Source organism: Rhizobium rhododendri, assembly GCF_007000325.2.
GTDB lineage: Bacteria > Pseudomonadota > Alphaproteobacteria > Rhizobiales > Rhizobiaceae > Rhizobium > Rhizobium rhododendri.
Genome location: NZ_CP117267.1, coordinates 3,219,259 through 3,234,273, shown reverse-complemented (window position 1 = coordinate 3,234,273; position 15,015 = coordinate 3,219,259). Strand labels below are relative to the sequence as shown.

Genomic DNA, 15,015 nt, shown 5'->3' with positions numbered 1-15,015 from the left:
GAAGAGACCATGCGCCTTTCGCTTCTACCTGCCTTCGTCCTGCTGCTCCCCCTGGTGGAGATCGCCGGCTTCGTCGTGGTCGGCAAGGCGATCGGTATCTGGGCAACGCTCGGCCTCGTCGTCCTCAGTGTCGTCGTCGGCGCGTTTCTGCTGCGATCCCAGGGATTGAGCATCCTGCGGCGGCTCTCGATGGCAAGCCGCGACGGTGCAGCGCCTGCCCGCGATCTCGTGCATGGTGCGATGGTGGTGGTGGCTGCGTTCCTGCTGCTGGTACCCGGCTTCTTCACAGACATCCTTGGCCTGCTTCTCTTCATTCCTGGCGTGCGCGATCTCGCTTGGAAGTTTCTCAGCCGCCGCATCGTCATCCTGGGGTCTTCGCCGGCGTTCAATCGCTCGCGCGGCGCGCCGGAAAAGCCGAACAGCTCGGGGCCCGTGGTCGATCTCGACGCAGATGATTTTCGTCGCGGCCCGAATCCAGGCTCTCCGTGGTCCGATCACAAGCGCCTGAAGGACTGAGCCCCGCGGTTTTGGCCCGGCGGCCGAAGGGTTGTAAGCCCCGGCATGAAATGTTAGATGGCGACACCATTTTGAGCCGCGAGGAAGTGCCATGGCCGACGAAATCAACGGCGAGACCGCCCCCAGCCTATCCGTTCTTGCCCAGTACACGAAGGATTTGTCCTTCGAAAATCCCGGTGCGCCGCGCTCGCTGCAGTCCCGCGACAAGCCGCCGGAAATCAATATCAACGTCAACGTCAATGCCAACCCGCTCTCTGACACCGATTTCGACGTCGTGCTGACGCTGAATGCCGATGCCAAGGATGATGGCAAGACCGTATTCCACACCGAGCTGGTTTATGGCGGCGTTTTCCGGGTCGTTGGCTTTCCGCAGGAGCATATGCTGCCACTGCTGTTCATCGAATGCCCACGCCTGCTGTTCCCGTTCGCGCGCCAGATCATTGCCGACGTCACCCGCAACGGCGGCTTCCCGCCGCTTATCATCGACCCGATCGATTTCGCGACGATGTTCACCCAGCGCGTTGCCGAAGAACAGACGCGTGCGCAGGTCAGCTCCGTTCCGAACTGATCCTCGATCGATATCATGAGACATGTGCCCGGCTTGTCCGGGCATTTTTTTATCTATCAGGCAGAACCATATTTCAGCCAGATGCTCTTTTCTCCGAGCTTGGTGAGCAGCGCCCGATGTGCTTCGCGCTCCAGATCGCTTACCCTGTCCGGCAGCGGAGATGGTCTCGCAAGCACCGCGACAACCACGTCGTCATTATCCATCCGGCGATCTGAACCGCTCTGACCGCCTTTATCGGAGCTTAGACCCAAGGCTGTCTGGCGGCCGCCGATCATCTCGATATAGACTTCTGCCAGCAATTCCGAGTCGAGCAGCGCACCGTGCTTGGTGCGGTGGGTATTGTCGATGCCATAGCGGCGGCAGAGGGCATCGAGAGAATTCGGACCCATCGGGTTTTTGCGACGGGCGAGAGACAGGGTGTCGATCACCATCTCCGGCAGGATCGACGGCATGCCGAGACGCGCCAGCTCCGCATTGATGAAGCCCATGTCAAAATTGGCGTTATGGGCGATCCACTTGGCGTCGCCGAAGAATTCCAGCATCGGTCCGGCGACCTCGGCAAAGGGTGGCTTGTCGGCGAGGAACTCGTCGGTAATGCCGTGCACCGCCAGCGCGTCCGGATGGACTTTCTGGCCGGTCGGATTGACGTACATGTGAAAGGTGCGTCCCGTCGGAAAATGGTTGAACAGTTCGACGCCACCGATTTCGATGATGCGGTCGATGCGGCTGTCGAGGCCTGTCGTTTCCGTATCGAAGATGATTTCGCGCATGTCACAAATCCCTGTCCGTCGTGCCCGCCCTCAAGGCGGCAATGATCGCCGCGACCTGGCTGCGGGCCGCCTCGATACCGTTTCCGGTATCGATCAAGAAATCCGCCCTCGCCCGCTTGTCGGCGTCCGGCATCTGCCGAGAGAGAATCATATTGAACTTCTCCTCCGTCATGCCCGGTCGCGCAAGAACCCTTTGGCGCTGAAGCTGTGGATCACAAGTAACGACGACGATGCGATCGACGCGATCTGTGCTTGCCGTTTCGAACAACAGGGGAATGTCGAGCACAACGATATCGGCGCCGGCCAGGGCCTGCTCACCCAGGAATGCCAGTTCGCCGCGGCGCACCAGCGGATGGACTATGGCTTCGAGTGTCTTGAAGCCAGCCGGGTTTGCCGCCAGCTGCCTAGACAACAGCTGCCGGTCAACGATACCGGCTGCAACGGTTCCCGGAAAAGCCGCCTCGATCAAAGGTGCCGCCTCGCCCGCGTACAGTTCGTGCACCGCCTTGTCGGCATCGTTGACCGGAATGCCGGCATCGGCAAACAGCCTGGCCGTTGTCGTCTTGCCCATGCCGATAGAGCCCGTCAGGCCAAGCCGGATCATTTGTGCGCTTCCATGTCTGCGATAACCAACTGCCGCAGGGGGTCATCAACCTCTGGGCGCTGGCCAAACCACTTTTCAAATCCCGGCACCGCTTGGTGTAGCAGCATGCCGAGACCGTCGACCGCGGCGATACCCTGCCGTTCGGCTTGGACAAGCGTTTCCGTCTTCAGCGGCACGTAGACGATATCTGTGGCAACGGCGTCCCTCGCCATCGTCGTGAAATCGATTGCTGGCACCGGGCCTCCTCCATCCATGCCAAGAGAGGTGGTATTGATGAACAAGCCCGCCGACTGCATGACCTCGCGCAAAGCCTTTTCCGGATGGGCATGGACGCTGGGACCGAACCTGTCGGCAAGTTCGCGGGCGCGATCCAGGGTGCGGTTGACCACATGGATCGTACCGATGCCACGGTTGCGGACCGCCTGGATGATGGCGCGGCTTGCGCCACCGGCGCCGAGGACGACGGCGGTTTCCACCTTGTCCCACCCGGGGTGGCGGGCATCGAGATTGGCGACAAAGCCGTGGCCATCGGTATTGGTTGCCATGAGCTGGCCGTTCTCCAGCCACAACGTGTTGGCGGCTCCGAGCTCTTGCGCCAATTCGTCCGGCCGATCGGCCAGCGCGAATGCCTGTTCCTTGTGCGGGATCGTAACATTGCCACCGATGAAGTCGGCGGTGCCGTCCTTCAGCAATGCGATGAAGCCGGGGAAATCTGCCGGGGACACGGCGTGCGCCTGATAGCTGCCGGCGATGTCCAGTGTTTTAAGCCAGTGTCCATGGATGAGCGGCGAGCGGGAATGGCTGACAGGATAGCCTGTGACGAACGCACGCCGGCCGATTGTTTCACGTGAATCATCCATCGATCGCCTCCAGGGCCCGCAATTCGGCGAGCAGCGGCAGCATGGGAAGGCCGAGGATCGTAAAGTAGTCGCCGTCTATCCGCGAGAACAACTGTATCCCCTCGCCTTCCAGCTGATAGGCCCCGACGCTGCCGAGCGCCTTGTCGCCGACCCTGCCGATATGCCGATGGATAAAAGCGGGTGTGAGCGTCCGCATTGTCAATTCGGCATGGGACAGGTGCTCCCAGAGGATGTCGCCATCCCTTGCGATCGCGACGGCACTGTTCAACCGGTGGGTTTTTCCTGAGAGGGCCAGCAAATGGGTCTCTGCCTCGGCGCTATCCTTCGGCTTGTGAAACACGCGAGAGCCGAGTGACATCGTCTGGTCCGAACCGATGACCAGCGAACCATGGTGGCTTTCGCTGACAGCGACAGCCTTGGCCTTGGCGAGAACCAGCGCAATGGCATCCGGGCCGGCGCCGGCTTTTTCAAGCGGTGCCTCAAGGGCACGTTCGTCGATGCTGGCAGCGATGGATTCGAACCGCAGGCCGGCATTTTCCATTAGCATGCGACGAAAGGGGCTGGAGGACGCGAGGATGAGTGGCGATGTCATGGAGTGTCCCTGCGCTATTCGGCAGACTTGCGCTTAGCGCAGCTTCGGTTTGAGGGCAACGATGGCGGCAGCCGTTTCTTCGATCGAGCGCCGGGTCACGTCAATGACGGGCCAGCCGTGCCTGGCGCAAAGCGCACGGGCGTATTTCAATTCCTCGGAGATCGTCGCGCGATCGGTATAATGACCGCGATCGAAGCCGGGCGTAGTGCCGAGGATGCGATTTTCGCGAACCTGCGAAATGCGGTCGGTGGTGGCGATCAAGCCGACGATGAGAGGCTTGGTTGCGGCAGCCAGGCTCGGCGGCAGCGGTACGCCGTAGACGATCGGAATATTCGCGGTCTTGATGCCGCGATTGGCGAGATAGATGCTGGTCGGAGTTTTCGACGTTCGACTGATGCCGACAATGACGACGTCGGCATCATTATAATCATCCGGCATCTGGCCGTCATCATGATCCATGGTGAAATTCAAAGCTTCGATGCGGGCAAAGTAATCCGCATTCATCACATGCTGGGCGCCCACCCTGCGTCGGGAAACGGCGCCGAGATAGGTCTGGAAGACGTTGAGTACCGGTTCGAGCACAGCGACGCACGGGACACCCATCGCCTTGCAGCGCTCGTCGATGAGATCGGCAAGTTCGTGATCGACAATGGTATAGAGCACGATACCCGGAGAAGCATCGATCGCCTCGAGCACCGGCAGCAGCTGCCGGCGATTGCGGATCAGCGGGTAGACATGCTCGATTGGTTGGCTCGCCTGGAATTGGACCGACGCCGCCCTTCCGGCGGAAATGAGAGTCTCTCCGGTTGAGTCAGATATCAGGTGCAGATGAAAGAAATTTATTCTGTTCTCCACGTTGTTTTCCGTCGTCTGTTGATAACCGGGGAGGAAAATATAATTGGGCAGCCTCATGGCGGAGGGGCTGGGATAACTGCCAAGTTGTCCACAATTGCGATTTTGCGGCTTGCTGAAAACAGAAGCTTTGAAGACTGGGGATAAAGAAGCTTCGACCGATTGTCATCCTAACCTTGTCCACAGGATACGCAAATCTACGGTCACGCTAAATGCCAGGGATGATTGATGAAATTCATTCTGTCCCCATATCTCGTCAAGATGCCGCAATTTTCGTCCCGACTATTCCGGGATATGGCAGTCACGGGGACTTCGCGTGGATAAGTGATAATCCTTGATAGTCACCGACTCTTAGAAATAGAAACCTTAAGAAGAGCTTTATAATTTTTAGAGGGAAGAGGCATTTGACGGCAGAACGCAGGGCAATTATGAGAGTGTTGGCGGGAGAAACGCTGACACCCCCTCCGATATGGCTGATGCGACAAGCAGGTCGATATCTTCCCGAATACAAGGCAACGAGGGCTCAGGCGGGGAGCTTTCTGGACCTCTGTTACTCGCCGGATCACGCCGTTGAGGTGACGCTGCAGCCGATAAGGCGCTATGGCTTCGATGCTGCGATATTGTTTTCGGATATCCTCGTCATCCCTGACGCCTTGCACCGGAATGTAAGGTTTACGGAAGGCCACGGGCCACAGATGAATCCCATCGACGAGGCCGGTATTCTGGCTCTTGAACCGAAGGATGTGCTCGAGCACCTGAAGCCTGTGTTTGAAACTGTGCGGCGGCTGCGGGCCGAACTGCCGGGCGAAACGACGCTGCTCGGTTTCTGCGGGGCGCCGTGGACGGTGGCGACGTACATGATCGCCGGACACGGGACACCTGATCAGGCGCCGGCCCGACTGTTCGGCTATCGCCATCGCAAGGCTTTCGAACACCTGCTGGCAATGCTCGCCGAGCTCTCTGCCGATTATCTCGTGGCGCAAATCGATGCCGGTGCCGACGCGGTGCAGATTTTCGATTCCTGGGCGGGCGTCCTCGGGGAAGCGGAATTCGAGGCATTTGCCGTGGCTCCCGTGGCGCGGATTATCGCTTCGGTAAAGGCGCGCCGTCCTCAGGCGCGGATCATCGCTTTTGCCAAAAATGCGGGCTACATGCTGAAGGATTATCGCCGCAAGACCGGCGCCGATGCGATTGGCTTGGACTGGTCCGTTCCCCTCTCCTTCGCTGCCGAACTGCAGCGGGACGGGCCTATCCAGGGTAACCTCGATCCGATGCGCCTGGTGGCCGGCGGCGATGCGCTGACAGACGGGATAGACCGGATCCTGGAGCGGCTTGGCGACGGACCCCTCATATTCAACCTCGGCCATGGCATCACGCCCCAGGCAGATCCTGAAAATGTTGCTGTGCTGGTCGACAGGGTGCGGAGTTTCAAGTTTTGACGGCCGAAAAGCAGACGGATCAAAAGGCGGGACGGACGGCACGTAGCCGCGCGCTGACCGCAATCCTCGTTTTCGTGCTGCTCGCCGTGGCGCTGTTTTACTGGAACCCGGATAATCTCTATCTGTGGATCAAGGCGTTGCATGTCATCGCAGTTATCTCCTGGATGGCCGGGCTGCTCTACATGCCTCGGCTGTTCATCTATCACACCGACGCGGCGCCGGGCTCTGCCCAGTCGGAAACCTTCAAGGTCATGGAGCAGCGGCTGCTCAAGGTGATCATGAATCCTGCAATGATGCTGACCTGGATCTTCGGGCTATACCTTGCCTGGTCGGGGTTTGCGTTCCAGGGTGGTTGGCTGCATGCAAAGATTGGTCTTGTCGTGCTTCTGACTGGTGTCCATGTGTATTTCAGTCGTGCCGTGAAAGCCTTCGCAAAAGACCAGAACACCCGCTCCGCCCGCTATTGGCGTTTTGCTAACGAGGCGCCGACGGTGCTGATGATTGCCATCGTCATCCTCGTCGTGGTCAAACCTTTCGCCTAGAAAAGGCGTCATTTTAAATTTTCGCCATCGGCGACATGCCCCTTGCGGCTTCCTGCGGAAGTCGCTATTTTCGCGCATCTCATCTTCGTGGCATGTATTCATCCTGTCGCCCGCGAGTCCCCTTCGCGGTCCCGAATACGAAAACGTCGCCTTTCCCTTTCTAAAAATAGAGTAATGGTCCCTTCATGGCTGAAATGAAGCTGCAAGAACTGAAAAGCAAATCCCCGACCGATTTGCTGGCTTTCGCCGAATCGCTCGAGGTCGAAAGCGCCAGCACGTTGCGCAAACAGGAATTGATGTTTGCCATCCTGAAGGTGCTGGCCAGCCAGGACGTGGAAATCATTGGCGAAGGCGTGGTTGAAGTCCTCCAGGACGGATTTGGATTCCTGCGCTCTGCCAATGCAAACTATCTGCCCGGGCCCGACGATATCTACATTTCGCCCTCGCAGATCCGCCGTTTCTCGCTGAAGACCGGCGACACCGTCGAAGGCCCAATCCGTGGACCTAAGGAAGGCGAGCGCTATTTTGCTCTGCTCAAGGTCAATACGATCAACTTCGACGATCCTGAGAAAATCCGCCACAAGGTTCACTTCGACAACCTGACGCCGCTTTATCCGAACGACCGCTTCCGTATGGAACTCGACGTGCCGACGACCAAGGATCTCTCTGCCCGCGTCATCGATCTCGTGGCGCCGATCGGCAAGGGCCAGCGCGGCCTCATCGTTGCTCCGCCGCGCACTGGTAAAACCGTCCTGCTCCAGAACATTGCGCACTCGATCACGGCCAATCATCCCGAATGCTATCTGATTGTCCTTCTCATCGACGAGCGGCCTGAAGAAGTGACGGACATGCAGCGCTCTGTGCGCGGCGAGGTCGTGTCATCAACCTTTGACGAGCCGGCGGTTCGCCACGTACAGGTCGCTGAAATGGTAATCGAGAAGGCGAAGCGTCTCGTGGAGCACGGGCGTGACGTCGTCATCCTGCTCGATTCGATCACCCGTCTCGGTCGCGCCTACAACACCGTCGTGCCATCGTCTGGCAAGGTCCTAACGGGTGGTGTCGACGCCAACGCGCTGCAGCGCCCGAAGCGCTTCTTCGGTGCTGCGCGAAATATCGAGGAAGGCGGATCGCTGACGATCATCGCGACAGCGTTGATCGATACCGGGAGCCGCATGGACGAAGTCATTTTCGAAGAATTCAAGGGTACCGGCAACTCGGAAATCGTGCTCGACCGCAAGGTCGCCGACAAGCGCATCTTCCCGGCGATGGATATCCTTAAGTCCGGTACGCGTAAGGAAGACCTGCTCGTTCCGCGTCAGGATCTGCAGAAGATCTTTGTTCTTCGCCGTATCCTTGCCCCGATGGGTACGACGGATGCAATCGAATTCCTCATCGACAAGCTGAAGCAGACAAAGAACAATCCGGATTTCTTCGACTCGATGAATACCTGATTTCAATCGGCCGAACGTTTGCAACTTAAGGGCCGCCATGTGCGGCCTTTATGCTGGGTAGATCGATTCGGTTCCGTACCAAATGCGGTGCAACGTGTCACAATTTGCAGATACGATCTATGCGTTGTCTAGTGGCGGCTTACCCGCCGGCGTCGCTGTCATCCGCGTCAGTGGTAATGGTGCATTTGCGGTGGCCTCGCGGATTGCAGGGCAACTGCCGGCGCCTCGCACTGCCTCACTGAGAACGATTCGGACTCGAAACGGATCGGTGATCGACAAGGGTATTGTTCTGCTTTTTCCCGGTCCGAACTCGTTCACCGGAGAAGATTGTGCGGAATTTCAAGTGCATGGGGGCCTCGCAGTTGTGGCTGCGATATTGGACGAGCTCTCAGCTATTTCCGGATGCAGACTGGCGGAGAATGGTGAATTTTCACGACGAGCGTTCGAAAATGGAAGGATGGATCTGCTAGAGGCGGAGGGTCTCGCAGATCTCTTGGCGGCCGAAACCGAAATGCAGCGGCGGCTGGCGATAGAACAGAGCAACGGCGGACGTTCCGAGCTGTATGCTGCCTGGGCGATCCGCATAACGCGCGCCAGGGCTCTGATTGAGGCCGAGCTCGACTTCTCGGATGAAGGTGATGTGCCCGGCTCCGTCTCAGATCAGGTTTGGGCTGAAATGCTCCTGATCCGTGATGCGATTTCAGACCATTTGGCTGGCGCAAGGTTCGGAGAAATCGTCCGCGACGGGTTCCGAGTTGCGATAGCTGGACCGCCCAATAGCGGGAAATCGACGTTGCTGAATGCGTTGGCCGGTCGAGATGTTGCCATCGTCACAGAGATCGCCGGCACGACGCGCGATGTCCTTGAGGTTAATCTTGATATAGACGGCTTTCGGGTCCGCTTGTTCGATACCGCCGGCGTTCGCGAGACGGAAGATGTGGTAGAAGCAGAGGGTGTGAAGCGCGCATTTCAGACCGTTGAGGCAGCGGATCTCGTCCTCGTGCTGAGAGAGATTGGAAGTCCCGAAACAGAGACTGTCGGTCATCCTGACGCGATCCAGGTAGGGACTAAAGCAGATATCCACGGGCCGTCTGAGCAATACGATATTTGTATTTCTGTTCAAAATGGGACTGGACTGTCGGAATTAAAAGATCGCCTTTTGGCAGAACTTGGAAAGCGCTCCAGTGGTCTTTCCATGGCAGTTCCCGCGAGGCGGAGACACCGTGTGCTGCTGGAACAAACGATTTCAGACATCACTTTCGCTTTAAATTCCTCTGACGGACTTGATATCAGAGCTGAGCATTTGCGCGCCGCTGCCCGCTCATTGGGGCGGATAACCGGGCATGTGGATGTGGAAGATTTGCTCGGTGTAATTTTCTCTGAGTTCTGCGTCGGTAAATGATTCACGTGAAACATTCGGTGACTGCGTTGGAAACGTGTTTCACGTGAAACTTCTTGACTCCCGGTCGTTAGTCCGGAAAACAGCCTAAGCTGGAGATTACGATGCAAACGACGCGTTATGATGTAGTTGTAGTAGGTGGCGGCCACGCAGGCAGTGAAGCCGCAGCTGCGGCCGCCCGCCTTGGTGCACGCACCGCACTTGTTACGCATCGCCGGGACACCATCGGCGTCATGTCCTGTAATCCTGCCATTGGTGGGCTTGGTAAAGGGCATCTCGTTCGCGAGATCGATGCGTTTGATGGACTGATGGGCCGTGTTGCAGATGCTGCCGGAATACAGTTCCGAATGCTCAATCGCAAGAAGGGACCGGCGGTACGCGGTCCTCGCACCCAGGCAGACCGCAAGCTTTATCGCCTCGCCATGCAGGCTGAAATCGCATCGCTGGAAAACCTGGAGGTTGTTGAGGGTGATGTTTTCGATATCCTCCAGCGCGATGGGCGAGTTACCGGAATCTCCCTGCGAGACGGTACGGAACTTCACTGCCGCAGCGTTGTGGTCACGACAGGTACGTTCCTTCGAGGATTGATCCATATCGGCGACCAGAAGATCCCGGCAGGACGTATGGGCGAGGAGCCTTCGGTTGGACTGTCGGGCACGCTGGAGCGGCTTGGCATTTCGTTGGCCAGGTTGAAGACTGGTACCCCAGCTAGGCTCGATGGCAAGACGATCGATTGGACGGCAGTCGGCAGGCAAGGGGCGGATGAAGATCCGGTGCCCTTCTCGTTCATGACGGACATGATCGTCAACAGACAGGTCGATTGCGGTGTGACGCGGACGACGGCCGCCACGCACAAGATCGTTATGGATAATCTCCAGCAGTCTGCCATGTATTCGGGCCAGATTGAGGGAATAGGTCCGCGCTACTGTCCGTCAATCGAAGATAAGATTGTCAAGTTCGGCGAACGTGACGGTCACCAGATCTTTCTTGAGCCCGAGGGCTTGGACGACGATACCATTTACCCAAATGGTATTTCCACAAGTTTGCCTGAGTCAGTGCAGCAGGCCTTTATCAGGACTATTCCGGGTCTGGAACGAGTTACGATCCTACAGCCGGGTTATGCAATTGAATACGATCATGTCGATCCACGCGAACTCAGCGCTTCGCTGGAGCTGCGCAAGCTACCGGGACTTTTTCTCGGTGGTCAAATCAACGGGACAACCGGTTATGAAGAAGCAGCCGCGCAAGGTTTGGTAGCTGGTCTTAACGCGGCGCGTCTTTCTGCGGGAATGGATGCTGTCCATTTCAGTCGTACGCAATCCTATATTGGCGTGATGATCGATGATCTGACGTCACGCGGTGTTGCTGAGCCATACAGGATGTTCACGTCCCGCGCAGAATATAGACTTTCGCTACGAGCAGACAATGCCGACGTGAGGTTGACACCGACTGCCATGGCAATCGGTTGCGTAGGTGCCGAGAGATCAGCACGCTTTAAGAGCTACCTTGGGCGTCTGGAAGCTGGACGGAAGCTGCTTCAGGAGCTCACTGTTACCCCGAACGCTGCTGCGGCTTTTGGTATTCATCTCAATCAGGATGGACAACGTCGCTCGGCTTACGAGCTTTTGTCACACCAGGATCACGATCGCTCATCGCTGCAGCGCATCTGGCCCGAGCTTGCAGCGCTCGAATCGCCTGTCGCTGAGGCGCTTGCGATCGAAGCGACATACTCGGTGTATATGGAGCGACAGGCGTCCGATATCGAAAAGGTACAACGTGAAGAAGCCATGGTTATTCCATCTGGTTTTGATTTTTCATTGCTTTCCGGTCTGTCGAATGAATTGACGCATAAATTGAAACAGGCTGTCCCAGCCAATCTTGCGCAAGCTGCCAAAGTCGATGGCATGACGCCGGCAGCGCTCTTGTTGCTGATTGCTGCATTGAGAAAGTATGCCGCAGCGACATCGACCAGAGTGGCGTGATCTTACAAGGCTGGAGAGTCCTCATATGGAATTGAACGGTTTACGTGTTTCACGTGAAACATCTGATCGGCTGATCATCTTCAGTGCGCTTTTCGAGAAGTGGGCGAAGACAATCAATTTGGTAGCGCCATCGACACGCAACGAGCTTTGGCAGCGCCACATTGCCGATAGCGCACAGATATTTCAGCTCTATCCGAAGCCGATTCATTGGCTTGACCTAGGCAGTGGCGGGGGCTTTCCGGGAATAATTACATCGATATTCCTGGCAGAGCTCGGTGACGGACATGTCGATCTCATCGAAAGCAACCAGAAGAAGGCCGCTTTCCTGCGGACTTGTCTGCGTGAGTGCGGTGGTCGAGGCAGCGTCCACTGCATGCGTATCGAGGAAGCGCAGAACACGATTGCAAGATGCGATGCGATCTCGGCAAGGGCTTTGGGAGATCTGTCTCTTTTATTTGAATATGCATCGCCTTGGGCGGGGGAAACCGAATCCCTTAAACTTTTTCTTCATAAAGGCCGGGATTACCAACGGGAGATCGACGCCGCCCATGGTGGCTGGGAGTTCGATCTGGTAAAGCATGAGAGCGTTCTTGAGGCAGATTCCGTTATCCTGGAAATTTCGAACCTCAGACGCCGAGCTTAATCGAACCCAGGTGCGGCCATGTCAGCTCAGCGAAATCGTATCATCACCGTCGCCAATCAAAAGGGCGGGGTCGGCAAGACGACCACAGCGATCAATCTTGCCACCGCTCTCGCTGCGATTGGTGAGCGCGTCCTGATTATCGATCTGGATCCGCAGGGTAACGCGAGCACGGGTCTTGGTATCGACCGCCGCCGCCGCGAGGTGTCCTCCTACGATCTGTTGATTGGCTCCCATACCGTTGTGGAAGCCGCGGTGCAGACAGTGGTGCCGGATCTCTATATCGTTCCGTCGACGATGGATCTGCTCGGCGTGGAGATGGAGATTGCGCAGCAAGCCGATCGTGTTTTCCGCCTCAAGCGGGCGCTTTCGCAGCCAGATGCCAAGCAGTTTTCCTACATTCTAATCGATTGCCCACCGTCGTTCAATTTGTTGACAATGAACGCCATGGCAGCGGCAGATTCCGTGCTGGTTCCGTTGCAGTGCGAATTCTTTGCTCTCGAGGGATTGAGCCAGCTACTCGAGACTGTCGACCAGGTGAGGCGCACGGTCAATCCCACGTTGGATATCCAGGGCATTGTGTTAACCATGTTCGACGCCCGTAATAATCTGGCGCAGCAGGTCGTCAACGACGTCAGGACGCATCTTGGCGACAAGGTCTATCACACGTTGATTCCGCGCAATGTCCGGGTCTCGGAGGCCCCCTCCTATGGCAAGCCTGCCATTCTTTATGATTTGAAATGCGCCGGCAGCCAGGCTTATCTGCAGCTGGCTTCGGAGGTGATCCAGCGGGAGCGGCAGCGCAAGATCGCGGCATAAGGTTTCGTCCAGTAGAATAAGCGAGCGTATTTACCTATGAATGATGATCAATCGAAGCGCCGCCTGGGGCGCGGTCTGGCAGCCCTCATCGGTGAGATGGATCAGTCGGCGCCCGTGGGCGACGCAAAGCCGACCATCAATCCGGATCGTCTTGTGCCGATCGAGTTTATCAGCCGTAATCCAAAGAACCCGCGCCGGACATTCAACGAGGCGGACCTGCAGGACCTCGCCTCCTCCATACGCCAGCACGGCATCGTGCAGCCGGTCGTCGTTCGCACCGTCTCTAGTGGCAGGTACGAGATCATTGCGGGCGAACGTCGTTGGCGTGCGGCTCAGCTTTCGGGCCTGATCGAGATCCCGGTGATCGTCCGCGATGTCGACGACAAGACCGCACTGGAAATCGCCATTGTCGAAAACGTCCAGCGGGCCGATCTTAACCCTCTCGAAGAGGCGCTCGGCTACGACCAGCTGATTGCCGAGCACGGTTATACGCAGAACGATCTCGGCGAAATTATCGGTAAAAGCCGCAGTCACGTCGCCAACTCGCTGCGGCTTCTGAAATTGCCGGAGCCTGTCAGGGACATGCTGTCGAGCGGCGCGCTGTCGGCGGGTCATGCGCGCGCCTTGGTGTCGACGTCAGATGCCGCCGGTCTTGCACGCACTATCGTTGCCAAGGGCATGTCGGTTCGTGATGCGGAGCGCCTCGCCCAGAATGACATCAAGGCCCAGAACGACCCCCGACCAGCCGGCGCCCGCAAGGACGACAAGGATTCGGATACCCTCGCGCTGGAGCGGACGCTCACCGATACGCTTGGGCTCGATGTGACGATTGCCCACAAGGGGAGCGGCGGACAGGTGCGGATTTCCTACAAGTCACTGGAACAGCTGGAAGAAATCTGCAGGCTCCTGGAGCGCCGTTAATTCAAGCCTTGCGGGCAGATTGCAGCGTCGTGGCCAGCAATGTCTGCATCGCGATGCTGTCCTCGAGGCTTTGGCGCTGGCGTGTCTGGAAAATTGCGGCCTGCAGCCTGTTCATTTCGCGTCCGATCGCGTCCGACGTCCAGACGCGCAATGCCTGTTCGATCGTTGGTTTGCGCCGGAAATGCAGATGCCGCCCGTGCGTCTGCAGCACCTGCGCTGCCGGAAGGCGTTTTTCATCCATTTCGGCCCTCATGACATCCAGCAGCTGAAATTGCCGCAGGCACCCCTGCAGCACGAGGAAAATCGATGTCTTCGAGGCGATGATCTTCTGGGTCGCGTGGAGAAATCCGGCGGAGTCGCCCTTGAGGATGGCATCGACCGCATCGTCAGCCGAGACTGCGCTGGCATCGCCGATGATGTCGACGACATGCTGTTCGTCGATCGTGCCGAGGCCACGGCAATAGAGCGCGAGCTTGCGCACCTCGTTTCGTGAGGCGATCCGGTCGCCGCCCAGAAGTTCCAGCAGCATGTGGCGGGCAGCGGGCGTGATCCGCAGGTTTTCATGCGCCAGTTCGTGGTCCACAAGCGTGTTCAGCGCCCGGGCGTCATCTGCGTAGCACGGGATCGCCATGATCGTGCGATTGCTATCGGCAAGCTTCCGGAGAGCCGCGGTCTTCTTCAGGTCGCCGGCCTCGACGATCAGGAAGGTCGTCTCGGGTGGATTGGAAGCGATCGCCTGAAGCCCGTCGACGACCGATTTTTCATTGGCCGCGCCGCGTATCCAGACAAGGCGGGCACCTCCGAATAAGCCGATGGCGTTGGTCTCGTCGATGAGACGCCCGGGGTCGTTGTGGAGGTCGCCGACATCCAGCTTGACCAGCGAAAACGGGTCAGACAGATCGACCCCCGTCTTTTCGGCGATTTGCTTCGCTCGCTCGGAGACGAGACCCCGGTCAGGGCCATAGATGACAAACAGCCGATGCTTACGGGCGGCCGTCTGCAAAAATCCCTCGAATTCGTGGGATTTTATCTCCGTCATGCGGCCGTCCTTATGGCTGGA

16 protein-coding genes are annotated in these 15,015 nt (G+C 57.9%); 10 read left to right on the top strand and 6 right to left on the bottom strand.

Annotation, left to right across the window (positions count from 1 at the left end; genetic code table 11):
• Positions 1-9 precede the first annotated feature (9 nt).
• Positions 10-516 (top strand): FxsA family protein, encoded by a 507-nt coding sequence (locus tag PR018_RS15655; RefSeq protein WP_142828708.1) that lies wholly within the window; start codon positions 10-12, stop codon positions 514-516.
• 91 nt (positions 517-607) lie between these two features.
• Positions 608-1,084, top strand: a complete 477-nt coding sequence (gene secB / locus PR018_RS15650; RefSeq protein ID WP_111222128.1) for a protein-export chaperone SecB — start codon at positions 608-610, stop codon at positions 1,082-1,084.
• A 56-nt stretch (positions 1,085-1,140) separates the two neighbouring features.
• Here secB and dnaQ read toward each other — a convergent pair whose 3' ends face one another.
• From dnaQ to PR018_RS15625, 5 genes are read right to left on the bottom strand one after another with little or no spacing between them, the layout of a single operon-like run.
• Entirely contained in the window at positions 1,141-1,854 is a 714-nt protein-coding gene (gene dnaQ / locus PR018_RS15645) for a DNA polymerase III subunit epsilon (protein WP_142828710.1), read from the bottom strand.
• A 1-nt stretch (position 1,855) separates the two neighbouring features.
• The gene (gene coaE / locus PR018_RS15640) at positions 1,856-2,458 is read right to left on the bottom strand and encodes a dephospho-CoA kinase (RefSeq protein WP_142828712.1); all 603 of its coding nucleotides are present in this window, start codon (positions 2,456-2,458) and stop codon (positions 1,856-1,858) included.
• Positions 2,455-3,318: a shikimate dehydrogenase gene (locus PR018_RS15635; RefSeq protein WP_142828714.1), complete on the bottom strand. Its 864-nt coding sequence runs from the start codon at positions 3,316-3,318 to the stop codon at positions 2,455-2,457. Before PR018_RS15635 ends, coaE begins: the two co-directional genes overlap by 4 nt.
• Positions 3,311-3,910: a Maf-like protein gene (locus tag PR018_RS15630; RefSeq protein ID WP_142828715.1), complete on the bottom strand. Its 600-nt coding sequence runs from the start codon at positions 3,908-3,910 to the stop codon at positions 3,311-3,313. Before PR018_RS15630 ends, PR018_RS15635 begins: the two co-directional genes overlap by 8 nt.
• Positions 3,911-3,943: 33 nt before the next feature.
• Complete coding sequence (locus PR018_RS15625) at positions 3,944-4,765, bottom strand: pyruvate, water dikinase regulatory protein (protein ID WP_142828717.1); 822 nt, start codon at positions 4,763-4,765, stop codon at positions 3,944-3,946.
• 425 nt (positions 4,766-5,190) lie between these two features.
• Between PR018_RS15625 and hemE the strand changes: the two genes are divergently transcribed.
• From hemE to PR018_RS15585, 8 genes are all read left to right on the top strand, one after another.
• Complete coding sequence (hemE, locus tag PR018_RS15620) at positions 5,191-6,201, top strand: uroporphyrinogen decarboxylase (protein WP_374113731.1); 1,011 nt, start codon at positions 5,191-5,193, stop codon at positions 6,199-6,201.
• Positions 6,198-6,743 carry a protoporphyrinogen oxidase HemJ gene (gene hemJ, locus PR018_RS15615; protein ID WP_142828721.1) on the top strand — a complete coding sequence of 182 codons (546 nt, stop codon included), beginning with the start codon at positions 6,198-6,200 and terminating at the stop codon, positions 6,741-6,743. The genes hemE and hemJ overlap by 4 nt, the downstream gene beginning before the upstream one ends.
• A 185-nt stretch (positions 6,744-6,928) precedes the next feature.
• Positions 6,929-8,194, top strand: coding sequence for a transcription termination factor Rho (gene rho / locus PR018_RS15610; protein WP_111222121.1), 1,266 nt, complete (start codon positions 6,929-6,931; stop codon positions 8,192-8,194).
• A gap of 82 nt (positions 8,195-8,276) precedes the next feature.
• A complete protein-coding gene (gene mnmE, locus PR018_RS15605) occupies positions 8,277-9,596 on the top strand; it encodes a tRNA uridine-5-carboxymethylaminomethyl(34) synthesis GTPase MnmE (RefSeq protein WP_142828723.1) in 1,320 nt (439 codons plus the stop codon).
• A 101-nt stretch (positions 9,597-9,697) separates the two neighbouring features.
• Positions 9,698-11,575 (top strand): tRNA uridine-5-carboxymethylaminomethyl(34) synthesis enzyme MnmG, encoded by a 1,878-nt coding sequence (gene mnmG / locus PR018_RS15600; RefSeq protein ID WP_142828725.1) that lies wholly within the window; start codon positions 9,698-9,700, stop codon positions 11,573-11,575.
• Between the two features lie 25 nt (positions 11,576-11,600).
• Complete coding sequence (rsmG, locus tag PR018_RS15595; protein WP_142828727.1) at positions 11,601-12,218, top strand: 16S rRNA (guanine(527)-N(7))-methyltransferase RsmG; 618 nt, start codon at positions 11,601-11,603, stop codon at positions 12,216-12,218.
• An 18-nt stretch (positions 12,219-12,236) separates the two neighbouring features.
• Positions 12,237-13,034, top strand: a complete 798-nt coding sequence (locus PR018_RS15590) for a ParA family protein (protein WP_111222118.1) — start codon at positions 12,237-12,239, stop codon at positions 13,032-13,034.
• Positions 13,035-13,070: 36 nt separating this feature from the next.
• Complete coding sequence (locus PR018_RS15585; protein WP_142828729.1) at positions 13,071-13,955, top strand: ParB/RepB/Spo0J family partition protein; 885 nt, start codon at positions 13,071-13,073, stop codon at positions 13,953-13,955.
• A 1-nt stretch (position 13,956) separates the two neighbouring features.
• Here the strand turns inward: PR018_RS15585 and holA are convergent, their stop codons facing one another.
• Positions 13,957-14,994, bottom strand: a complete 1,038-nt coding sequence (gene holA, locus PR018_RS15580) for a DNA polymerase III subunit delta (protein WP_142828731.1) — start codon at positions 14,992-14,994, stop codon at positions 13,957-13,959.
• Between the last annotated feature and the right edge of the window lie 21 nt (positions 14,995-15,015).